The sequence below is a fragment of the Klebsiella sp. YJ genome (assembly GCF_002108615.1).
Classification (GTDB): Bacteria; Pseudomonadota; Gammaproteobacteria; order Enterobacterales; family Enterobacteriaceae; genus Klebsiella; species Klebsiella planticola.
Window position 1 is genome coordinate 140983 of the sequence record NZ_MTEG01000011.1, and the last position, 23147, is coordinate 164129.

A 23147-nucleotide genomic window follows, 5' to 3' on the forward strand; every position below is an offset into this window, starting at 1 on the left:
CCTTCTGCTCCCTACATCCCCGGAAACATCACGCTGTTCCCCGGCGCTTCCCGGTGCAGGTGGATAAAGTTCAGGTGACGCTCGTACTGATCGAGAATATCGGTGATCACCTGCTCCTTGCTGTAGTCCATCAGGTCATTGCCCTGGCTGCCCTCCAGCAGGAAGGTCTCCAGACGATAGTAGGTTGATTTACCGCTGCGCGCCCGGTAGGTGAAGCCCGGAATCGAATACTGCTGCGGCCAGATCTGATAGACAAAATTCTGTTCATCGCCCATATGCACCAGCAGTTCGAGATGGCCCAGATTATCCCCCTCTTCCGGCGGTAAACTTTTCAGATCCACATAGGCGCCGCGCAATTTAAGCTCCTGCGCCACCTCCTCCATTGCCGGGTAGCACACCGTCTCCATCATCTGGCGCGTATAGCGGGTTCCCGGATAGTTCATCAACCGCGACAGACGCTTCTTCCAGCTCAACCGATCCTGCACGCCGAGCGGGCGCGGGGCGGTATCGCGACTGGCGCTCTCGCGGCGATAGTCTTCGACCTTCAATGATTTATACAACCCTGCCATCACAAAAAAGATCACGAAGCTAAACGGCAGCCCCATGATCACCGTGGTGTTCTGCAGCGCCGAAATCCCGTTGGTCATCAGCATTCCGATGGTCAGCAGACCGATAGCGACCGACCAGAAGATCCGTAGCCAGTTCGGCGCATCGCTGTTGATATCTTTGAGTTTCGAGGTGAAGTTCCCCAGCACCAGCGCCCCTGAGTCAGCGGAGGTCACATAGAACAGTAACCCGGTGATGGTGGCGACCGAGGCGCTGAAGGTAAAGGCCGGGTACTGCGCCAGCAGATTATAGAAGCCGCGCTCCGGATGGGCCATCGCCTCTTCGGCAAAGGCGACATTGCCATGAATAATCTCGTACAGCGCGCTGTTACCGAACACCGACAGCCAGAGTAAGGTGAAGGTAAACGGAATAATCAGCGTCCCCAGCACAAACTGACGAATGGTGCGCCCGCGCGAGATACGCGCCAGGAACAGCCCCACAAACGGTGACCAGGCCACCCACCAGGCCCAGAAAAACAGCGTCCAGTTGTTCATCCACTCGACCGGGCGATCGAAAGCGAAGCTGTTGAGGGTCATGCCCATAAAGCGGTTCACGTAGTCGCCAACGTTCAGCACCAGCGCGTTCATCAGAAACTCGGTATCGCCCATAAACAAGATGAACAGAATCAGCCCCAGCGCCAGCACCACGTTCAGCTCGGAGAGAATACGAATCCCTTTATCGACCCCGGAGGTCACCGAAATCGTGGCGATAATCACCGACAGGACAATCAGCGCCGCTTTCGCCCCCAGCGAATCCGGAATATCAAACAGCACGTTCAGGCCATAATTAAGCTGCACGACCCCGATCCCCAGCGTGGTGGCAATCCCAAAAATTGTCCCGACCACCGCCGCGATATCGACGCTATGACCAATTGGACCATCGATTTTTTTACCGAAGATGGGATAGAGGGCGGAACGTATGGTGAGCGGCAAATTATAACGATAGCTAAAGTATCCCAGCGCCATGCCCATCAGAGCATACATCGACCAGCCGGTCAGCCCGTAGTGGAACAAGGTCCAGACCATCGACTGGCGCGCGGCCTCCATGGTCTGCCCGGCCCCTTCCGGCGGCTGCATATACTGGGTGACCGGTTCGGCGACCGAGAAGAACATCAGGTCGATACCGATACCGGCGGCAAACAGCATCGCCGCCCAGCTCAGCATGCTGAACTCCGGTTTGGAGTGCTCAGGCCCGAGCTTCACCGAACCGAAGCGCGAGCAGGCAATGCAGACCACAAACACGATATACAGCGTGGCCGCCAGCAAATAATACCAGCCAAAAGTCGTCGAAACCCAGTTCAGGGTACGGCCAATCCAGGCCGCTGAAAAATCGCTGAAGAAGATAGTCATCAGGGAAAACAACAAAATCAGTCCGGCGGAAGTATAAAAAACCACCGGATTGATTTTGTCCTTTTCTCTGCTCGGCGAAAGGTCTGTCATCCAGTATCCCCACTGTTTTTGTAACTATTAAAATCCAAAACCGCAACAATTAAGACACATTTTATATTGAACGTCCAATCAAAAACCGCTTTAATAGATAAACAAATCTGATGAATGGAACCAACGAAATGCCCAAACTGGGGATGCAACCGATACGCCAGCGGCAGCTCATTGACGCGACCCTCGAGGCGATAAATGCGGTGGGAATGCACGATGCCACCATCGCGCAAATTGCCCGACGGGCGGGCGTATCGACCGGCATCATTAGTCACTATTTCAAGGATAAGAACGGTCTGCTGGAAGCGACGATGCGCGATATCACCGGCCAACTGCGGCTGGCGGTACTGAGCCGTTTGCACGCGCTGCCGGGCGCCAGCGCCGAACGGCGGCTGCGGGCCATCGTGGCGGGTAATTTCGATGACAGCCAGATAAGCAGCGCGGCGATGAAAGCCTGGCTTGCCTTCTGGGCCAGCAGCATGCATCAACCGATGCTCTATCGCCTGCAGCAGGTCAGCAGCCGGCGTCTGCTGTCGAACATCGTCTATGAATTTCAGCGCGAACTGCCGCGCCAGCAGGCGCAGGAGGCCGGTTATGGCCTCGCCGCCTTAATCGACGGACTGTGGCTACGCGCGGCGCTGAGCGGTAAACCGCTCGATAAAGCCCGCGCTGAAACGCTCGCCGACCATTTCATCAGCCAGTATCTGCCACCGACTTCTCAATAATGGAGGAAACCATGTCCCGAATGGCCGAACAGCAGCTTTATATCCACGGTGGTTACGTCCCTGCCACCAGCGGGAAAACCTTCGAGACCCTCAACCCTGCCACCGGGGAAGTGCTGGCGACAGTCCAGGCCGCGGGTCGCGAAGACGTCGACCGGGCGGTAAAAAGCGCCCAACAGGGGCAAAAGGTGTGGGCGGCGATGAGCGCCATGGCGCGTTCGCGGATCCTGCGTAAAGCGGTGGATATTCTGCGCCAGCGTAACGACGAGCTGGCGCGTCTGGAGACGCTGGATACCGGTAAACCGCTGAGCGAAACCGCCGCTGTCGATATCGTTACCGGCGCCGACGTGCTGGAGTATTACGCCGGCCTGATCCCGGCGCTGGAAGGCAGCCAGATCCCGCTGCGCGACAGTTCATTCATCTATACCCGCCGCGAACCGCTCGGCGTGGTTGCCGGGATCGGCGCGTGGAACTACCCGATCCAGATCGCGCTGTGGAAATCAGCGCCGGCGCTGGCCGCCGGAAACGCGATGATTTTTAAGCCAAGCGAAGTGACCCCGCTGACCGCCCTCAAACTGGCGGAGATCTACCGCGAAGCCGGCCTGCCGGACGGCGTCTTTAACGTCCTGCCGGGGATCGGCGCCGAAACCGGACGGTATCTGACTGAACACCCGGATATCGCCAAAGTCTCGTTCACCGGCGGCGTCGCCAGCGGCAAAAAAGTGATGGCTAACTCCGCCGCTTCGTCGCTGAAGGAAGTCACCATGGAGCTGGGCGGCAAGTCGCCGCTGATCGTCTGCGACGATGCCGACCTCGACCTCGCCGCCGATATCGCGATGATGGCCAACTTCTACAGCTCCGGCCAGGTCTGCACCAACGGCACCCGGGTGTTTATCCCGGCGCGCGCGAAAGCGGCGTTCGAAGAGAAAATCCTCGCCCGCGTGGCGCGAATTCGTCCCGGCGACCTGTTTGATGAAACGACCAACTTCGGCCCGCTGGTGAGCTTCCCGCACCGCGACAACGTCCTGCGCTATATCGAGAGCGGTAAGCAGGAAGGCGCGCGTCTGCTGTGCGGCGGCGGGGTGCTGCAAGGTGACGCCTTCGCCAGCGGCGCGTGGGTGGCCCCGACCGTCTTTAGCGACTGCCATGACGAGATGACCATCGTGCGCGAAGAGATCTTTGGCCCGGTGATGTCGATTCTGACCTATGAAGACGAGGCGGAAGTGATTCGCCGCGCCAACGCCACCGAATACGGTCTGGCGGCAGGCGTGGTCACCCCGGACTTAAATCGCGCCCACCGCGTGATTCATCAGCTTGAAGCCGGGATCTGCTGGATCAACAGCTGGGGCGAATCCCCGGCGGAGATGCCGGTCGGCGGCTATAAGCACTCCGGTATCGGCCGCGAAAACGGCGTGATGACGCTCCAGAGCTACACCCAGGTAAAATCCATCCAGGTTGAGATGGCTCAGTTTCACTCCATATTTTAACCAGGAGGTCATGTTTGCAATTTGACTACATCATTATTGGCGCCGGCTCTGCCGGCAACGTACTGGCGACACGACTGACGGAAGATCCGCACACCACCGTCCTGCTGCTGGAAGCCGGCGGCCCGGATTATCGTTTTGATTTCCGCACCCAGATGCCCGCCGCGCTGGCTTTTCCATTACAGGGCCGACGCTATAACTGGGCCTACGAGACCGAACCTGAGCCGTATATGAATAACCGCCGCATGGAGTGCGGCCGCGGCAAAGGTCTCGGCGGCTCGTCGCTGATTAACGGCATGTGCTACATCCGCGGTAATGCAATGGACCTCGACAACTGGGCCACCGCGCCAGGCCTGGAGAGCTGGAGCTATCTCGACTGCCTGCCCTACTACCGTAAAGCGGAAACCCGCGACATCGGCGCGAATGATTATCACGGCGGCGATGGCCCGGTGAGCGTCGCCACGCCGAAGCAGAATAATAATCCGCTGTTCCATGCGATGGTGGAAGCGGGTGTGCAGGCCGGCTATCCGCGCACCGACGACCTGAATGGCTATCAGCAGGAAGGGTTCGGGCCGATGGATCGTACCGTCACTCCCCAGGGGCGCCGGGCCAGCACCGCCCGCGGCTATCTTGACCAGGCCCGCGGGCGCCCAAATCTGACGATTCGCACCCATGCGCTGACCGACCATATTATTTTTGCCGGTAAGCGCGCGGTTGGGGTCGAATGGCTGGAGGGCGACAGCACCGCGCCGTCAAAAGCGACGGCCAGTAAAGAAGTACTGCTGTGCGCGGGAGCCATCGCTTCACCGCAGATCCTGCAACGTTCCGGTGTCGGCAACCCGGATCTGCTACGCCAGTTTGATATCCCGCTGGTTCACGCCCTGCCCGGCGTCGGCGAAAACCTGCAGGACCATCTCGAGATGTATCTGCAGTATGAATGCAAAGAGCCGGTGTCGCTCTATCCGGCGCTGCAGTGGTGGAATCAGCCGAAAATCGGTGCCGAATGGCTGTTCGGCGGCACCGGTATTGGCGCCAGCAATCAGTTTGAAGCCGGCGGGTTTATCCGCAGCCGGGAAGAGTTCGCCTGGCCAAATATTCAGTACCACTTCCTGCCGGTGGCGATTAACTACAACGGTTCAAATGCGGTGAAAGAGCACGGCTTCCAGTGCCACGTCGGCTCCATGCGTTCGCCCAGCCGCGGCCACGTGCGCCTGAAATCACGCGACCCGCACGAGCATCCGGCGATTCTGTTCAACTATATGTCCAGCGAGCAGGACTGGCAGGAGTTTCGCGATGCGATACGCATCACTCGCGACATCATGAACCAGCCGGCGCTGGATAAATATCGCGGACGCGAAATCAGCCCCGGCCTCGACTGCCAGAGCGATGCCGAGCTGGATGAGTTCGTGCGTAATCACGCCGAGACTGCTTTCCACCCGTGCGGCACCTGTAAAATGGGCGACGACGAGATGGCAGTAGTGGATGGCGAAGGCCGGGTGCACGGTCTGGAAGGCCTGCGGGTGGTGGATGCGTCAATTATGCCGCAGATCATCACCGGCAACCTCAACGCCACCACCATCATGATTGGCGAGAAAATAGCCGATGCCATTCGCGGCCGCCAGCCGCTGCCGCGCAGCACGGCGCGCTATTATGTGGCCAACGGCGCGCCGGTGCGTCGTCAGGCTGCTGGATAGCAAGCCTGCTCTGGCTCGCGTTCTGACATCTCTGCCGGGCGGCGGCTGACGCCTTGCCCGGCCTACGACAGCGAGTCTGCCCCATAGAACCCGCTCTGCAAACCGGAAGCGATCCCGTAGAACCCGGTTTGCAAACCGACATCAGTCCCGTAGGCCCGCTCTGCAAACCGACATCAGTCCCGTAGGCCCGCTCTGCAAACCGACATCAGTCCCGTAGGCCCGCGCAAGCGAAGCGCCGCCGGGCAAATCCCGGAGCACCACAAATATAAGGTCCGATAGCAAGCCTGCTCTGGCTAGTGTCCTGACATCTCTGCCGGGCGGCGGCTGACGCCTTGCCCGGCCTACGACAGCGAGTCTGCCCCATAGAACCCGCTCTGCAAACCGGAAGCTATCCCGTAGAATCCGGTTTGCAAACCGACATCAGTCCCGTAGGCCCGCTCAGCAAACCGGCACCAGTCCCGTAGGCCCGCGCAAGCGAAGCGCCGCCGGGCAAATCACCGAGCAACGCAGATAATTCCGGATGCACGCACTTTGTCAGCAGGCTGCAATTAGCGAAAATCCTCCAGCCGCTTCACCTGTCTCCCGTCACCATCAAAATTCTCCGCCGCCAGCCATGCGCGCAGCGCCGCATCACGCTGCGGCCATTCGCTATCAATGATCGACAGCTGGTCGCTATCGCGGGTGCGTCCTTTGCGCACCATTTTTTGCCGCAGACACCCTTCCCAGGTAAAACCCAGACGCTCCGCCGCCCGCCGTGAGGCGATATTCATCGAATCACATTTCCACTCCAGCCGGCGATAGCCCTGCTCGAAAGCGTTTTTCAGCAACAGCCACACCGCTTCCGTACCCAGCGGCGTATTCTTCATCTTCCGCGACCAGGTAACATGGCCGATTTCAACGGTCCCCATTGCCCGATCGATGGCCATATAGCTGACCAACCCAACCGCCCGCTCGGTCCGCAGATCGATAACCGCAAACGGCACCAGCGCATCATCGTTGACTTTACCGGCCACCCAGTGGGTCGTCGCTTCCACGCTTGCCGGGCAGGTGCTGGCCAGCCATGTCCAGTCGCTCTCATCTCCCAACGCGTAGGCGGCGAAAAGATCGGCGGCATGGCGCTGCACCTCCAGCGGCTCAAGCCGACAAAAGCGCCCGCTTAACGGCGTGCGTTTCAGGATCCTGGCCCCCTGCCAGTCTGCGACAACATCATTCACCACCTGACCATATTGATTGATTTCCGGCATGCCCGCACCCCGTTGAATTGTAATGAAATTGTTATATCAAGAAGCGCAGCGGACAGAAAGCGCGCCGCCGCTTTTTTTCATTAATAACCCAGCGCTATGAATTATTCTTTTTATGCATAAGCTTATCCGTATTTTGACTTTACGACTGCGGGGAAGCGGCCTAACGTAGCGAAGCATAAATAATCAAAACAACATTTTTTCAGGGATTGCACATGACCAAAAAACTGCTGTCTTTACTGGTGCTGACCGCACTCTCCGCCGCCGTCCATGCCGCGACGCCGCCCTCCACCCTGGTCGTTGCCCAGGGCCTTGACGACATCGTCAGCCTCGACCCGGCAGAAGCCAATGAGCTTTCCAGTATTCAGACGGTACCAAGCCTCTACCAGCGCCTGGTTCAGCCAGATCGCGACAACCCTGAAAAAATCACCCCGATTCTGGCTGAAAGCTGGCAGGCCGACCCGGCGGCGAAAACCTTGACCATCAAGCTAAAGCCTGATGCCAAATTCGCCTCGGGCAATCCGCTGCGTCCGGAAGATATTATTTTCTCCTATACCCGCGCGGTGACGCTGAATAAGTCCCCCGCTTTTATCCTCAACGTCCTCGGCTGGCAGCCGGACAACATCGCCAGCCAGCTGAAAAAGGTCGATGACCATACGCTGCAGCTGCACTGGACCGCTGACGTCAGTCCGGCGGTGGCGCTGAATATCCTCTCCACGCCGATCGCCTCCATCGTGGATGAAAAGCTGGTGGCGCCGAACGTCAAAGACAACGATTTCGGTAACAGCTGGCTGAAAATGCACTCCGCGGGCAGCGGCGCGTTCAAAATGCGCGTCTATCAACCGCATCAGGCCATCGTGCTGGAGGCCAACGACAGCTCGCCTACCGGTGCGCCGAAGCTGAAAAGCATCATTATTAAAAACGTCCCCGATCCGGCCTCTCGCCGCCTGCTGATTCAACAGGGTGATGCCGATATCGCCCGCGATCTCGGCGCCGATCAGATAGCCGCCCTGCAGGGGAAACCCGGCGTTAACGTGCTGAGCATTCCCTCCGCCGAGCAGAATTACCTGGCCTTCAACACCGGCAACAGCGCGAACCCGCTGCTGAAAAACCCGGCCCTGTGGGAAGCCGCGCGCTGGCTGGTGGACTACGACGGGATCACCAAAGATCTGCTTAAAGGCCAGTATTTTGTGCATCAGAGCTTCCTGCCGGTTGGTCTGCCGGGCGCGCTGGATAATAATCCGTTCAAATTTGACCCGGCGAAGGCCAAAGCGATTCTCGCCAAAGCGGGGATTAAGGACGCGCACTTCACTCTTGATGTCGAGAACAAACCGCCGTTCATTACTATCGCCCAGTCGATGCAGGCCAGCTTTGCCCAGGGCGGCGTGAAGATTGACCTGCTGCCGGCAGCGGGCAGCCAGGTGTATGCCCGCGTGCGTGCCAGGCAGCACCAGGCAGCTATTCGCCTGTGGATCCCGGACTATTTTGACGCCCACTCCAACGCCAGCGCCTTCGCGTGGAATGATGGCAAATCCAGCACCGTCGCCGGTCTGAACGGCTGGCAGATCCCGCAGCTGAATAAAGAAACCCAGGCGGCGGTCGCCGAAGCGGATCCGGCAAAACGCCTCGAACTGTACAAAAAAATGCAGGAAGAGCTGCAGCGCAGTTCGCCGTATGTGTTTGTTGATCAGGGGAAAACGCAGATCGTGGTCCGCGATAACGTCAAAGGCTATCAGCAGGGCCTCAACGCCGATATGGTCTGGTACGATAACGTCACCAAGTAATTTCCCTTGTTGCCGGGTGGCGTTACGCTTACCCGGCACGGGTTCTCGTTTTTTGTAGGCCGGGTAAGGCGAAGCCGCCCCCCGGCATGAAGAGACTTCCCATGCCACATCTTTCCACGCGCGTGCTTCAGGGGCTGCTTACCCTGCTACTCACGCTCTTCGGGCTCTTGCTCGTCACGTTCGCGCTCTCCGCGTTTTCACCTGTCGATCGGGTGCTACAAATCGTCGGCGATCATGCCAGCCAGTCGACCTACGATCAGGTTCGCCACCAGCTCGGGCTCGATCGCCCGCTGCCGGTGCAGTTCTGGCACTATCTGGTTAACCTTGCCCACGGCGACCTCGGCACGGCCAGCTCCACCGGCCAGCCGGTGCTGCACGACCTGCTCGCTACCTTTCCCGCCACCCTCGAACTGGCCACCCTGGCGCTGATCGTCGGGGCGCTGTTCGGGGTGATTGCCGGCGTGCTGTGCGCCCGCTACGCCGGTTCCCCGTGGGATCTGGCGGTACGCACCTTGACCTTGATCGGCAACTCGGTTCCCATCTTCTGGCTCGGGCTGCTGATGCTGGCGCTGTTCTATGCCAAATTGCAGTGGACGCCGGGCCCCGGGCGACTGGACGATATCTATCAATATACCGTCGAACCGCGAACCGGCTTCGTGCTGATTGATACCTGGCTCTCCGGCGATAAAGAGGCCTTCAAAAACGCCATCGGCCATCTGCTGCTGCCGGTGCTGCTACTGGGATACTATTCACTGGCCAGCATCACCCGCCTGACCCGCTCCGCCTGCCTCAGCGAGATGAACAAAGAGTACATCCTGCTGGCGCGCGCCAAAGGCGCCAGCGAAATGACGATTCTGCTGCGTCATGTGCTCCCCAACATTCGCGGCACTCTGCTGACGGTCATCGCCCTGGCCTGGACCTCGATGCTGGAAGGCGCGGTGTTGACGGAAACCGTCTTCTCGTGGCCGGGAATTGGCCGCTATCTGACTACCGCGCTGTTTGCCGGGGATACCACGGCGATCATGGGCGGTACGCTGCTGATTGGCGCCAGCTTTGTTTTCATTAATAACCTCACCGACCTGCTGGTGCGGTTGACCGACCCGAGGGTGCGCTGATGCCGGCTTATCTGTTTTTGCGTCGTCTGCGTCGCTCCCCCGCCGCCTTTTGCGGGCTGATCGTTATCGCGCTGCTCCTGCTGGTGGCGCTGTTCGCGCCGTGGCTGGCGCCGCTCGATCCCAACTGGCAGGATGCGGCGGCTCGCCTGCAAAGCCCCGATGCCCGGCACTGGCTCGGCACCGACAGCTATGGCCGTGACCTGCTCTCCCGCCTGATTTACGGCGCGCGCCCGGCGCTGGGGCTGGTGGCGTTAGTCACTCTGATTACGCTCCCCGCCGGCCTGCTGGTGGGGATTCTTTCCGGCTATTACGGCGGCTGGCTGGAGCGTATTCTGATGCGGTTTACCGACGTGGTGATGTCAATGCCGCGCCTGATCCTCGCCTTTGCCTTTGTCGCCATGCTGGGGCCTGGGCTGGTCAACGGTGCTCTGGCGCTGGCGCTCACCACCTGGCCCGCCTACGCTCGCCAGGCGCGGAGCGAAATTCAGCGTCTGCGTCATAGCGATTATCTGGCCGCGGCGGAGATGATGGGCATTCGCGGCTGGCGGCTGCTGATTGGCCATATTTTGCCGCTGTGCCTGCCTTCCGCCATCGTGCGCCTGGCGCTGGATTTGGCCGGCATTATTCTCGCCGCCGCCGGACTGGGCTTCCTTGGCCTCGGCGCACGTCCGCCGATGGCGGAATGGGGCGCGATGATCGCCGACGGAATGCAGGTCATTTTCGATCAGTGGTGGATTGCCGCCGCGCCCGGAGCGGTGATCCTGATAGCCAGCCTTGCCTTTAACCTGCTGGGCGACGGCCTGCGCGATGTTCTGGAGCCGCAACATGACTGATACCCGACTCGCCGTTCAAGGGCTGTGCATCGACTACCCCTCTGCCCGGGTGGTGAATAACGTCAACTTTACGCTCGGCAACGAGCGGCTGGCGCTGGTGGGCGAATCCGGTTCCGGCAAATCGATGACCGCCCGCGCGCTGATGGGGCTGGTGCGTCGTCCGGGCGTGGTCAGCGCAGAAACGCTGAACGTGCTGGGCCACGATCTTCTGACCCTCAACGAACGCCGCTGGCGCGCGCTGCGCGGCAACGATATCGCCATGGTGTTGCAGGATCCGCGCTATGCGCTGAATCCGGTACAGAACATTCAGGCACAGCTGGAAGAGGCATTAACGCTGCATCAGCGCCTGAGCCGCCGCGCGCGACTGGAGGCGGTGAAAGCCGCCGTTGCTGCCGTCGGTCTCGATTTACCCGTACTCAGCCGCTACCCCGGCGAACTCTCCGGCGGGATGGGGCAACGGGTGATGATCGCCATTGCGCTGTTGAACAACCCGAAGGTGCTGATTGCCGACGAGCCGACCTCGGCGCTCGATTCCCGCCTGCGCAATCAGATCCTCGAACTGCTGGTGGAACAGTGCGAGCAGCGGCAAATGGCGATGCTGCTGATTAGCCACGATCTGCCGCTGGTGGCGGAGCATTGCCACCGGGTGCTGGTGATGTATCAGGGCGCGCAGGTCGATGAGATGCCCGCCCGCGAGCTGCCTCAGGCCACGCATCCCTACACCCGTACGCTGTGGACCTGTCGTCCCGATGCGAGCACCTACGGCCAGATGCTGCCCACTCTCGACAGAACCCAGGACTTTACGGAGGCGGCGCATGGCAGTCGTTAATCTCGATGCATTACAGGTCATTTTTGCGGAAAAAACGGCGGTTTCCGCCGCCAGCTTCAGCGTTGAGGCCGGGGAAACTTTCAGTCTGATCGGCGCCTCCGGCTGCGGAAAATCGACGATTTTGCGGGTTCTCGCCGGGCTACAGCGCGAGTGGCGCGGCGGCGTTCAGCTGTTTGGCACAGCGATAGCTCCCGGAGTTCGTTTTCAGGGCGAGCTGCGCCGCAACGTGCAGATGGTGTTTCAGGATCCCTATGCCTCTCTGCACCCCAACCATACGCTGTGGCGTACCCTGGCCGAACCGCTGAAAATCCACGGCCTCGACGCCATCCGGCAGCGGGTCGACACCGCGCTGGAACAGGTGGGGCTCCCCGCCGACGCCGCGCGTCGTTATCCGCATCAGCTTTCCGGCGGCCAGCGTCAGCGGGTGGCAATCGCGCGCGCGCTGCTGCTGCGCCCGCAGATCCTGCTGTTAGATGAGCCCACCTCGGCGCTGGATATGTCGGTGCAGGCGGAAATTCTCAATCTGTTGAACCGATTGAAACAGGAGCACGGTATGACCTATCTGCTGGTCAGTCATGATGCCGATGTGATTGCGCATATGTCGGATCGGGCGGCGTTTATGGCCGAGGGGGTAATTCAGCACTTCTTCGACCGTGAAGCGCTGATACAGGGCGAACACCGGATGGCGTGATAGCCAGCCAACCGGGAAAATCCCCGGTGGCGCTGCGCTTACCGGGGCTACGGGGTCGTGCGGTCAGGTAGCCCGCATAAGGCGCTGGCGCCGCCAGCCGGGAAAATCCCCGCTGGCGCTGTGCTTACCGGGGCTACCGGGTCGTGCGGTCGGATAGCCCGGATAAGGCGCTGGCGCCGCTATCCGGGAATAAGGTTGGTTTATTTCGCCAGAGTGGCGAAGCGGGCGAATACGCTGTCAAAAATCGCCAGCCCTTTCGCAATCTGCTCAGCGCTGATGGTGCATGGCGGCACCACGTGAATGCGGTTTTCCACCACAAAGGCCAGCAGACCCGCTTCGGTTAACGCCCCCTTAATCGCCGCCATATCCGCCGCGGTTAACGGCGTTTTAGCTTCGCGGTCGCTGACCAGTTCCAGCGCCTGGAACAGGCCACGGCCGCGGACATGACCGATAATCGCATGTTTTTCCGCCAGCGCCTCCAGCCCCGGACGCAGGACGTGATTCCCCATCTGCGCCGCGTTTTCGACGATGTTTTCCTCTTTCATGGCATCGATCGTCGCCACAATCGCCGCCATCGCCAGCGGATGGCCGGAGTAGGTCAGGCCACCGGCAAAGAAATGGTCGTCAAAATAACGGGCAATCGGATCGCTAATCAGCACCCCGCCCGCAGGCACATACCCGGCGTTAACCCCTTTGGCAAAGGTCACCAGATCCGGCACCACGCCATCTTGCTCGAAGGCAAACCAGCTGCCGGTACGGCCAAACCCGGCCATCACCTCGTCGAGGATCAGCACAATACCAAACTCATCGGCCAGCGCCCGTACGCCCTGCATATAGCCGTCAGGCGGCACCAGAATACCCGCGGTACCGGGAATCGACTCCAGCAGAATGGCGGCAATCGCGCCAGGGCCTTCACACTCAATGATTCTGCGTAGATGCGCCAGCGCGCGCAGACACTCCTCCTCTTCCGTCACCGCATTAAATTCGCTGCGATAGAGGTAGGGGTTGAAAAAGTGCACGTGGCCGCGGGAGTACTCATTCGGCACGCGGCGCCAGTCGCCAGTGGCGGCAATCGCGCTGCCGGTATTGCCGTGGTATGAACGATAGGCCGACAGCACCTTATCGCGTCCGGTGTACAGCCGCGCCATGCGAATGGCATTCTCGTTGGCGTCGGCTCCGGCATTGGTAAAGAACACTTTGCTGAAGCCTTCCGGCGCCAGCTCGACGATGCGTTTCGCCGCTTCGCCGCGGGCGAGGTTGGCGGTCGCCGGCGCAATCGTCACCAGCTCCTCCAGCTGCGCTTTCATCGCCGCCAGCACGCGCGGGTGCTGATAGCCGATATTGACGTTAACCAGCTGACTGCTGAAATCAAGGTAGGTTTTGCCTTCATAATCCCACAGTTCACAGCCCCTGGCCCCGGCAATCACCAGCGGGTTGATGTTGCCCTGTACTGACCACGAATGGAAAACATAAGCGCGATCCAGTTGGCGAACGTCATCGTTGCTTACCGTTACATCGTTCTGTATTGCCAGCTTCATACCCTGCCCTCTGATGTCATTGTTGTTCCCCCCATCATTGGTCGCCCGGCGGAAAAAGGGATAGAGCCAGTCGGTCGAAAAAGTTGTGACACCGTGTCACAACGCCACCTGACAACTGGCCCTGTGTGGTCGTGCACGGCGTTTTTATAGTGAGGACAACAATGCGCACAGGAGAGTGAAATGACCACCAACAACGTAGTGTTTATTACCGGGGCCACCTCCGGTTTTGGGGAGGCAGCGGCACAGGTGTTTGCCGAGGCGGGCTGGTCGCTGGTGCTGAGCGGGCGTCGTCTGGCGCGCCTGCAAAAATTGTATGACCGGCTGAGCCTGCTGGTGCCGGTACATATTATCGAGCTGGACGTGCGTGACAGCGAGGCCGTTGCCGCCGCGGTGGCAGAGCTGCCTGCCGCCTTTGCCGATATCAAAACGCTGATTAACAACGCCGGGCTGGCGCTGGCGCCGCAGCCGGCGCAGAAGGTGGACCTGCAGGACTGGAAAACGATGATCGACACCAACGTTACCGGTCTGGTTAACGTCACCCACGCGCTGCTGCCGACGCTCATTCAGCACGGCGCCGGCGCCAGTATCATCAATGTCGGTTCCATTGCCGGTCAGTGGCCCTATCCGGGCAGCCACGTCTACGGTGCCAGCAAAGCGTTTGTGAAGCAGTTCAGCTACAACCTGCGCTGCGATCTACTCGGTACCGGGGTGCGGGTGACCGATCTGGCGCCGGGCATTGCCGAGACCGAATTCACTCTCGTGCGCACTAAAGGCGACCAGGCGGCATCCGATAATCTGTATCGCGGCACCACTCCTCTGAGCGCGCAGGATATCGCCGGGCAGATGTTCTACATCGCCACCCTGCCGGATCATATGAATATCAACCGCGTAGAAGTGATGCCGGTGCGCCAGGCCTGGCAGCCGTTCGCGATTGACCGGGATTGATTGTAGACCAACGCAATTTATCTCCCCCTCCCCGGTGGCGCTGCGCTTACCGGGGCTACCTGTTTCCAGCCGTCTGCAGCCAGGGAAAAGCGCTGACGGCAGCTGTAGTCATTCGGCAATAACAAGACTTACGCGATGCTCTGGTATCCGCTGAAATCGGCGAAACGGAGGTCGGAAAGCAGGGGCTGGACGCCAGGGACGGGACCAGTAGCATCGAGTTGATGCCGACCGCAGGCTGAGCGCCGGGCGGCCGATTTCTTTGCGCGCAAGCGGGGATTGTAAAGAGGACTCCCTCTGTTTCCGTTGATGTGCCACAAACCTGTTTTGCCGATTGATGACGAACGGAACCATGTACCTTGCTGCCGGAACATCTCCCCGGGTCGCAGCACCAGTGGGGGATTTTCCCGGCTAGCGGCGCCAGCGCGTTATGCGGTCTATCCGATCGCACGCCCCCCGTAGCCCCGGTAAGCGCAGCGCCAGCGGGGATTTTCCCGGCTAGCGGCACCAGCGCCTTATGCGGGCTACCTGACCGCACGACCCCGTAGCCCCGGTAAGTGCAGCGCCACCGGGGATTTTCCCGGCTAGCGGCGCCAGCGCCTTATGCGGGCTACCCGACGCACGACCCCGTAGCCCCAGTAAGCGCAGCGCCACCGGGGATTTTCCCGGCTAGCGGCACCAGCGCCTTATGCGGGCTACCCGATCGCACGCCCCCCGTAGCCCCGGTAAGCGCAGCGCCAGCGGGGATTTTCCCGGCTAGCGGCACCAGCGCCTTATGCGGGCTACCTGACCGCACGACCCCGTAGCCCCGGTAAGTGCAGCGCCAGCGGGGATTTTCCCGGCTAGCGGCACCAGCGCCTTATGCGGTCTATCCGATCGCACGACCCCGTAGCCCCGGTAAGCACAGCGCCACCGGGGAGAGCGGCCGCAGGCGAGCGGGCCCCCTCTTATTAGCGGCGGCTCTGCAGAAACTGGCGTACGCGTTCAGAGTCGGGGTTGGTGAAAAATTTCTCCGGCGGCGCTTTCTCAATCAACAACCCTTTTTCGAGAAACACCACTTCATCCGATACCTGGCGGGCAAAGTCCATCTCATGAGTCACCACCACCATGGTGTAGCCCTCCGCCGCCAGCGCCTTCATCACCCCCAACACTTCGTTGACCAGCTCGGGATCCAGCGCCGACGTCGGCTCATCAAACAGAATCACCTCCGGCGACATCGCCAGCGAACGGGCTATCGCCACCCGCTGCTTCTGCCCGCCGGAGAGGGTAATCGGCCAGGCGTCGGCCTTGTGCGCCATCCCGACCTTTTCCAGCTGCTGTATGGCTATTGCAGAGGCTGCATCGCGCTTCATCCCTTTGACGTGGAGCAGCGCTTCGCTGACATTCTGCTGCACGGTCAGGTGCGGCCACAGGTTAAAACTCTGGAACACCATCCCCACCCGCTCACGAATCTTCGACAGCTGGCGGTGGGACATGGCTTTGCCGTTCTGTTCATCAATCCCCAGCCGCTGGCCGCCGATATGAATCTCCCCGCGGTCCGGCTGTTCCAGCCAGTTCATGCAGCGCAGCAGCGTCGATTTACCGGAACCTGATGACCCCAGGATACTGACCACCGACCCCTTTTCGACGGTCAGATTGATGTCTCGCAGAACTTCAATATTATCAAACTGTTTAGAGACGTTTTTAATGCTTACTGCGGTGGTATCAGGCATGACTCATTCCTCTTTTAGCTCCGAGGGCGCTCAGTCGCTTAATCAGCAACTCCAGCAAAATGCTGATCGCCCAGTAGAGTGCAATCGCGACGATAAAAGCGTTAAACGGGATGAACCAGGTCGCCTGCACGCTGTTGGCCGCGGCGGTAATTTCCTGAACGGTGATAATGCTGAGAAAAGCGGTATCCTTCAGGCAAATAATCAGCTGGTTGCCGAGCAGCGGCAGCGCCGATGAGACGATATTCGGCAAAATAATCCGCCGGTATATCTGGTAGCGAGAAAAACCCTGCGCCACCGCGGCCTCGATATATCCGGCGGAGAAGACCCGGCGCTGGCTGCGCAGGATTTCAAAGAAATAGGCGCCGTGGTAGATCATCAGCGCTACCAGACCTGCGCTCCAGGCGTCCATACTGATCCCCACTTCCGGCAGGCCGTAATAGAGCAGATAGGCGAGGATTAAGAACGGAATTGCACGCATCAGGCTGACAAAACCGATAATCACGCGGTTAAGCCAGCGCTTTTGATATTCGGTCAAATAGCACAGCACAATGCCAATGGCTAACCCCACAACGGCGGCCACAATGAATAGCTCAAGAGTGGCAATCAGGCCGGCAATAAAGCTGTCGCGCGCTGACCAGATAATGGCCCACTGATTCATAGATCCTCCTGTTGTTATCGTGCCAGGCGTTTTGCTTTACGTTCCGCCAGTCCCTGCAGCTTCAGCAGCATGCCGATGATCACGACATAAAGCAGACCCGCCGCGAGAATCGGCGACAGGGGCTCATAGGTGACGGATGAGATGCGATTGGTCACGCGGGTCAAATCGACCACGCCGATCACCGCAATCGCCGGGCTGCCTTTAATCAGGAAAGACATTTCGTTCACCAGCGCCGGCAGGCTTTCGATCCACATTTGCGGCAGCATGATGTAGCGAAAATAGGTCCAGCGGCGCATCCCCACGGATTCTGCCGCCTCGCGCTGCTCGCGCGGGAAGGTGCGAAACGCATTGCGCCAGATTTCGGCGTTAAAAGCCGAGGTGTTGAGGGTCAGCGCCACGATTGCCGCCACGTTTTTATCAAGATTAATCCCCACCGTGGGCAGCGAGAGAAACAGAAACAGCACCAGCGTCACCAGCGGCGTGGCGCGCGCCAGGCTGATATAGACCACCAGCAGCTGGTCGACAATCGGGAGACGCAGCATCCTCACCAGCGCGATCAGCAGGCCAATCACCACCCCAAAGGCGATAGCGATAGCCGAAATCCAGAGGGTCGTCCATGCGCCTTCAATCAATAACTGCCAGGAAATTGCATCCATATGGCCCTCCTGTGGATTAAAAACGCGGCGGTGACCCGCCGCAAACTGTTACAAACCAGCCAGTTTATGGAACTGTTCCGGGCTGGTAATCGCTTCCGTCGGGAGGTTATCGTAGGTTTCGCCAAACCATTTTTTCTGCAGCTCCGCAAGCTTGCCGGTTTCACGCATATGGTTGATAAACTTGGTCATGTAGGCCAAAAGCTGCGGGGAGTTTTTCGGAATCGGCCACGCCATATAGCCCGGACCGGACACCGCCAGCCCTTTGGCAAAGACCTTCGGTTTGGCTTTCGCCAGGTCGTTGACTGAAATCACCACGTTAATCACGTAATCGAGGCGCTTATTGGCAAGGTCGGCGTAGGCTTCCGGGTAAGAGGGATACTCCACCACCGGCCCGAGCTTGCCGCCGGTTTTTTCCAGCATCGCTTTCAGCTCAGGCAGTCGCGCCAGCAGCGCGCTGCCCGCCTGGACGCCCACTTTTTTGCCGCTCAGGTCGGCGATGGTATCGAGTGAATTATCCCCGGCGCGTTTTACGAAGTAGTGCTGCGCCGAAGCCCATGGCGGCGTGAAGTCAAAGACCTTCAGACGGTCATCGGTGATCACCGCGCCGGTTAACGCCATATCGTACTGGCCGGTGGAGACCGCCGCTAACAGGCCGGTCCACGGCAGGATGCTCTGGTCGACGTGGAATTTCGCATACTTGCGTAGCTCCTCCAGCATATCTTTGTTAAAGCCATCGGCCTGGCCGTTACTCATAAAGTTAAACGGCGCGTAATCATCTTCGGTCGCGACTTTCAGGGTGCCGGATTTTTCAATTTCCGGGAGATCTGCTGCCGCTGCGTGATAAGAGAAAGCCAGTGCCATAACGGCGCCCAGACACATTGAAGCCAACGATTTGTTCATCAAGCCACCCCTAATTAATTCGCCAGACGTGTTCATTCCCGAACATGAAAAGGTTTTGCAAAACTTGTGCCGACGGAAGTTCCGTTCCGCGACTGATGAATGCGTTTTTACTGTAGGGAGCGTTTTTGTTTTCCGGATAGAGCCAGTTTCGTTGCGTCCGTGTGTCAGACTTTTTCAGGGTGGTATGGAATTTGCTGCAAGGTAGTCAGAGTATTCACCTAAGGAGCCCCGCATGATCCGTCACCTTTTGCACGTCGAGTTCGACCAACGTCGCGGTTTACAGGAACAGGTGCGGGAGACGTTGGTTAACGCCATTCTGAGCGGTATCTTTTCCGCCGACACGCCGCTGCCATCCTGTCGTCAGCTGGCCAGCCAGCTGCGGGTGTCGCGCAATACCACGGCGCTGGTTTTTGAGAGTCTGGTCAGCGAAGGGTATCTCATCAGCCGCCCGCGCAGCGGATACTATCTGCATCCCGACTATCAGCATTCCGCCGCGACGGTTGCCGTGCAGGGTGCACCGGATGACGAGCGTACTGCACCACGCTGGGGCGCACGACTGCAAATCACCCCCAGCCAGCAGGAGTCGATTCTGAAACCCGCCGGCTGGATGAACTATCGCTATCCGTTTATCTATGGCCAGCCGGATACCCGCCAGTTCCCGCTGACCACCTGGCGTTCGGCGGCCAACTGGCTGCACGGCGGCGTGCGCGATCCGGCCTGGGTCGTCGATCATATCGACCAGGACGTCCCGATGCTGATTGAGCAGATCCGCACCCGGGTTCTGCCCAAGCGCGGCATCGTCGCCGCAGCGGATGAGATCCTGATTACGCTCGGCTCGCAGAACGCGCTCTACCTGCTCACCCGCCTGCTGATGTCGTCCAGAACCCGGGTCGGCGTGGAGAATCCCTGCTTCCGCGAAGCGATTAATACCTTCCTGCTGGCGGACGCCGACATCGTGCCGCACCCGGTGGACGAAGAAGGGATCGTGCTCGACGATGCTCCCTGCGATTACTACTACGTCACCCCCGGCCACCAGGTGCCGACGGGGGTGGCGATGAGCCAGGCGCGGCGCAGCCAGCTGCTGGAACATGCGGCCCGCTACGATGCGGTGATCGTTGAAGATGATTACGACTCGGAAAGTAACTTTACCCTCAACCCGCTACCGGCACTGAAAGCCAGCGACCGTAGCGGGCGGGTGATTTACGTCAGCAGCCTGTCGAAGGCGCTCTCTCCCGGCCTGCGGCTGGGATTTATGGTGGCCGACCCGGACCTGATTGATGAAGCCCGCGCGCTGCGGCGGCTGATTTACCGCCACCCGCCCACCAATATTCAGTATCAGATGGCCCATTTTCTCGCCCAGGGGCACTATGAAACCCACCTGCGCCGCTACCACTATGACTCCGCCCAGCGCTGGGAGCGGCTGAATAATGCGCTGCACCGCTACCTGCCGGAGTGCCGAATTATTCCCGGGAGCGAACATGCCAATGCTTTCTGGCTGTCGACACCGAAACAGATCAATACGCAGCAGCTGACCTGGCGTGCCGCCCATGCCGGGGTGCTGATTGAACCCGGCGCGCGCCATTTCCTCAACGCCACGCCGCCGGAAAACTTTTTCCGCATGGGCTTTCACGCCATCAATCCCGATGCGATTGCGCCCGGCGTCGAGGTGCTGTGCCACCAGCTGGCGCAGCTGGAATAGGCAGGCTCCATGGCCTGCCCTCCCCCGGGTAGCGCCGCTTGCGCCTTATCCGGGCTACCATCCCCACCGGTCCGTGGTCTGGGCAGCACAACGCCGTAGCCTGGCTAAGCGTAGCGCCAGCCGGGGAATCCCGACTCCGGGTTACGCCACCTGCGCGTATTGCAGCATGACCTGCAGCAGCACGTTTGCGCCGGCAGCAACGTGTTCCGGCGAGGCATATTCGATTTCGTTATGGCTAATCCCGTCTTTGCAGGGAATAAAGATCATTCCCGTCGGCGCCAGATAGCTCATATACACCGCATCATGCCCGGCACCGGAGACAATCTCCCGCGATGGATAGCCAAGCTGTGCCGCCGCCTCGGCAATGGCCTGCCGGCAATCGGGATGAAACGGCGCCGCCGGATAGTGGCTGACCTCTTTCAACTGTACCGTCAGCCCGCTCTCCTGCTGCACGCGCGCGATAAAGGCGCGCAGCTGGCGGTCCATATCATCCACTGCCGCGTCGCTGAGATTGCGCATATCAATAGAGAACGTCACCTCGCCCGGCACCACGTTGCGACTATTGGGATAGACCTGCACCATCCCGACGGTGCCGCGCCCCTCTTCGCTCCGCCCGGCAATCGCCACCACCTCCTGCATAATCCGCGTCGCCACCTGCAAGGCATCCTGACGCAGACGCATCGGCGTCGGCCCGGCATGTGACTCCTGCCCCGTCACCACGCAATCGTACCAGCGGATCCCCAGCACGCCCTGCACCACGCCGATGATTTTCTCTTCATCTTCAAGGATCGGTCCCTGCTCGATATGGGCTTCAAAGTAGGCGCCGATCGGATGATCGCCGGGAGTCTGGCTGCCGATATAGCCGATACGCGCCAGCTCCTCGCCCACCGTTTTTCCCTGCGCATCCTGCGCGGCATAGATGGTTTCCAGCGGGAATACGCCGGCAAAAACGCCGGACCCCATCATCACCGGCACAAAACGCGAACCTTCTTCATTGGTCCAGAACACCACTTCAATCGGCGCTTCGGTTTCAATATCGAGGTCGTTCAGCGTACGCACGACCTCCAGCGCCGCCAGCACCCCGTAGTTACCGTCAAATTTCCCGCCGGTAGGCTGAGTATCGATATGGCTGCCGGAGACAATCGGCGGCAGCAGCGGATTGCGCCCTTCCCGGCGCATAAACACGTTACCGATTTTATCAACGGTAACGCTCATCCCCGCCGCTTGCGCCCAGCCGATGACTAAATCTCGTCCCTGTCGGTCGAGATCGGTGAGCGTCAGGCGACAGCAGCCTCCTTTCGGCGTCGCGCCGATTTCCGCCAGCGCCATCAATGAATCCCATAACCGCTCACCGTTAATACGCCAACCCGTCGCCTCGGCAACCGGGGTGAAAAGAATCTCACTGCTCATTTTTGTCTCCTTGCGCGAAGGCAACGGCCAGCTCCACCAGCAGACGATCGCTGCCGCGCGGCCCTAAAAAAGAGATGCCCAGCGGCAGACCGCCGGCCTGGGCGACCGGCAGCGTCACCTGCGGGCGCCGGGTCATCACCGAAATCAACAATAAATCGTGGGAAAGGCGCCGGGTGGTCTCAATCTCCTCAGCCTGCGCCGTCAACAGCGGCGCGCCGTCGGGCACGGTGGGCAGAACCAGTATCGCGTCGCCCAACAGCGCATCCCACCAGTGGGTAACGTGCTCCCGCCGCTGGCAGGCGGCCTCATACTGCGCCGGCGTCACCGCTTTTCCCCATAAGAAGCGTTCACGCACATCCGGTCCCAACTGCAGGCCATAGCGTTCTATCGTCTCCCCCTGCGCCTGCCAGGCCTCGAATCCCTGAATCTGCCGGAAGGCGAGATAGATCTCATCGATGTCCGGCAGCGGCGCATTCAGCGGCGTGATGGCGCCAAACGCGCGCTCAAGCCGCTGCCGAACGGGCAACAATGCCTGCTGGCTGCGCAACGGCAGGCGGGAAAAGAGGGTGTCATGGCACGCCAGCGCCACGCCGGCAATTGCCGGAGGCTTCGCGTCCAGCAGGCAATCAGCGACCGCCCGAAAGACCTCCGGCGTTTGAGCGAAGAAACCGCAGGTGTCCATCGTGGCGCACAGCGGCTGGCAGCCGTCGAGCGAAATGCGCCCGTGCGTGGGGCGCAGACCAAACAAGCCGCAGTAGCTTGCCGGGGTACGCACCGAACCGCCGGTATCGGTACCCAGCGCAAAATCGCACACGCCGTTCGACACCGCCGACGCCGACCCGGATGACGAGCCGCCGGGAATATGGTTCGGCGCGGCGCCGTTGCGCGGCGTCCCGTAATGCACATTGTGGCCGCTCATCGAGTAGGCCAGCTCGCTGGTGTGGGTTTTACCGATAAAACGTGCGCCGTTATCCAGCAGGCGCTGCACCACCGGAGCAGTGCGGCGTTTAATGCCGGAGAGCGCCAGTAAATGCGGGTTACCGCCGCCGGTGGGATAGCCCGCAACATCAAACAGATCTTTGACGGCAAAGGTCATCCCGCTGAGCGGCCCGCTCAGCGCGTGAGGTACCGGCTGCGGCGGGTAAGGCATAAATGCGTGATTATCATCCTGCATGCGTATCACCTCTTTTATTCGGC

The 23147-nt window shown here is 60.2% G+C and carries 19 protein-coding genes; 10 read left to right on the forward strand and 9 right to left on the reverse strand.

Annotation, left to right across the window (positions count from 1 at the left end; translation table 11 throughout):
• Window positions 1–11 precede the first annotated feature (11 nt).
• Window positions 12–2045, reverse strand: coding sequence for a choline transporter (locus tag BV390_RS13135; RefSeq protein ID WP_032688979.1), 2034 nt, complete (start codon window positions 2043–2045; stop codon window positions 12–14).
• A 128-nt stretch (window positions 2046–2173) separates the two neighbouring features.
• Here BV390_RS13135 and betI point away from each other — a divergent pair, with 128 nt between their 5' ends.
• The 3 genes from betI to betA are packed head-to-tail and all read left to right on the forward strand — an operon-like array spanning window position 2174 to window position 5942.
• Window positions 2174–2767 (forward strand): transcriptional regulator BetI, encoded by a 594-nt coding sequence (gene betI / locus BV390_RS13145; protein ID WP_032688981.1) that lies wholly within the window; start codon window positions 2174–2176, stop codon window positions 2765–2767.
• 11 nt (window positions 2768–2778) lie between these two features.
• Window positions 2779–4251: a betaine-aldehyde dehydrogenase gene (gene betB / locus BV390_RS13150; RefSeq protein ID WP_032688983.1), complete on the forward strand. Its 1473-nt coding sequence runs from the start codon at window positions 2779–2781 to the stop codon at window positions 4249–4251.
• Window positions 4252–4265: 14 nt separating this feature from the next.
• Window positions 4266–5942: a choline dehydrogenase gene (betA, locus tag BV390_RS13155; RefSeq protein WP_032700604.1), complete on the forward strand. Its 1677-nt coding sequence runs from the start codon at window positions 4266–4268 to the stop codon at window positions 5940–5942.
• 548 nt (window positions 5943–6490) lie between these two features.
• Here the strand turns inward: betA and BV390_RS13160 are convergent.
• Window positions 6491–7186 carry a GNAT family N-acetyltransferase gene (locus BV390_RS13160; protein ID WP_032688986.1) on the reverse strand — a complete coding sequence of 232 codons (696 nt, stop codon included), beginning with the start codon at window positions 7184–7186 and terminating at the stop codon, window positions 6491–6493.
• A gap of 212 nt (window positions 7187–7398) precedes the next feature.
• Between BV390_RS13160 and BV390_RS13165 the strand changes: the two genes are divergently transcribed.
• The 5 genes from BV390_RS13165 to BV390_RS13185 all read left to right on the forward strand — a co-directional run bounded on the left by BV390_RS13165 (window position 7399) and on the right by BV390_RS13185 (window position 12435).
• Window positions 7399–8967: an ABC transporter substrate-binding protein gene (locus tag BV390_RS13165; RefSeq protein WP_032700605.1), complete on the forward strand. Its 1569-nt coding sequence runs from the start codon at window positions 7399–7401 to the stop codon at window positions 8965–8967.
• A 101-nt stretch (window positions 8968–9068) separates the two neighbouring features.
• A complete protein-coding gene (locus BV390_RS13170; RefSeq protein WP_004859271.1) occupies window positions 9069–10082 on the forward strand; it encodes an ABC transporter permease in 1014 nt (337 codons plus the stop codon).
• Entirely contained in the window at window positions 10082–10915 is an 834-nt protein-coding gene (locus tag BV390_RS13175) for an ABC transporter permease (RefSeq protein WP_032688988.1), read from the forward strand. Before BV390_RS13170 ends, BV390_RS13175 begins: the two co-directional genes overlap by 1 nt.
• The gene (locus BV390_RS13180; RefSeq protein ID WP_032696444.1) at window positions 10908–11744 is read left to right on the forward strand and encodes an ABC transporter ATP-binding protein; all 837 of its coding nucleotides are present in this window, start codon (window positions 10908–10910) and stop codon (window positions 11742–11744) included. The genes BV390_RS13175 and BV390_RS13180 overlap by 8 nt, the downstream gene beginning before the upstream one ends.
• Window positions 11731–12435 (forward strand): ABC transporter ATP-binding protein, encoded by a 705-nt coding sequence (locus BV390_RS13185; protein WP_032700606.1) that lies wholly within the window; start codon window positions 11731–11733, stop codon window positions 12433–12435. The genes BV390_RS13180 and BV390_RS13185 overlap by 14 nt, the downstream gene beginning before the upstream one ends.
• A 200-nt stretch (window positions 12436–12635) precedes the next feature.
• On the opposite strand, the gene BV390_RS13190 is transcribed toward BV390_RS13185, so the two are convergent.
• Window positions 12636–13973 (reverse strand): aspartate aminotransferase family protein, encoded by a 1338-nt coding sequence (locus tag BV390_RS13190; protein ID WP_032689004.1) that lies wholly within the window; start codon window positions 13971–13973, stop codon window positions 12636–12638.
• 180 nt (window positions 13974–14153) lie between these two features.
• On the opposite strand from BV390_RS13190, the gene BV390_RS13195 reads away from it, so the two are divergent.
• Window positions 14154–14918 carry an SDR family NAD(P)-dependent oxidoreductase gene (locus tag BV390_RS13195; protein ID WP_004859254.1) on the forward strand — a complete coding sequence of 255 codons (765 nt, stop codon included), beginning with the start codon at window positions 14154–14156 and terminating at the stop codon, window positions 14916–14918.
• A gap of 947 nt (window positions 14919–15865) precedes the next feature.
• Here BV390_RS13195 and BV390_RS13200 read toward each other — a convergent pair.
• From BV390_RS13200 to BV390_RS13215, 4 genes are read right to left on the reverse strand one after another with little or no spacing between them, the layout of a single operon-like run.
• On the reverse strand, window positions 15866–16627 hold the full coding sequence (locus tag BV390_RS13200; RefSeq protein ID WP_032689006.1) for an amino acid ABC transporter ATP-binding protein: 762 nt from the start codon (window positions 16625–16627) through the stop codon (window positions 15866–15868).
• Window positions 16620–17285 (reverse strand): amino acid ABC transporter permease, encoded by a 666-nt coding sequence (locus BV390_RS13205; RefSeq protein WP_032689007.1) that lies wholly within the window; start codon window positions 17283–17285, stop codon window positions 16620–16622. Before BV390_RS13205 ends, BV390_RS13200 begins: the two co-directional genes overlap by 8 nt.
• 14 nt (window positions 17286–17299) lie before the next feature.
• The gene (locus BV390_RS13210) at window positions 17300–17941 is read right to left on the reverse strand and encodes an amino acid ABC transporter permease (protein WP_032689008.1); all 642 of its coding nucleotides are present in this window, start codon (window positions 17939–17941) and stop codon (window positions 17300–17302) included.
• Between the two features lie 48 nt (window positions 17942–17989).
• Complete coding sequence (locus BV390_RS13215; RefSeq protein ID WP_032689009.1) at window positions 17990–18841, reverse strand: transporter substrate-binding domain-containing protein; 852 nt, start codon at window positions 18839–18841, stop codon at window positions 17990–17992.
• A gap of 232 nt (window positions 18842–19073) precedes the next feature.
• Between BV390_RS13215 and pdxR the strand changes: the two genes are divergently transcribed.
• Window positions 19074–20540: a MocR-like pyridoxine biosynthesis transcription factor PdxR gene (gene pdxR, locus BV390_RS13220; protein WP_032689010.1), complete on the forward strand. Its 1467-nt coding sequence runs from the start codon at window positions 19074–19076 to the stop codon at window positions 20538–20540.
• A gap of 141 nt (window positions 20541–20681) precedes the next feature.
• On the opposite strand, the gene BV390_RS13225 is transcribed toward pdxR, so the two are convergent.
• Both BV390_RS13225 and BV390_RS13230 read right to left on the reverse strand, forming a co-directional pair.
• On the reverse strand, window positions 20682–21950 hold the full coding sequence (locus tag BV390_RS13225; RefSeq protein ID WP_032700609.1) for a Zn-dependent hydrolase: 1269 nt from the start codon (window positions 21948–21950) through the stop codon (window positions 20682–20684).
• Window positions 21940–23124 (reverse strand): amidase, encoded by a 1185-nt coding sequence (locus tag BV390_RS13230; RefSeq protein ID WP_032689012.1) that lies wholly within the window; start codon window positions 23122–23124, stop codon window positions 21940–21942. The genes BV390_RS13225 and BV390_RS13230 overlap by 11 nt, the downstream gene beginning before the upstream one ends.
• Between the last annotated feature and the right edge of the window lie 23 nt (window positions 23125–23147).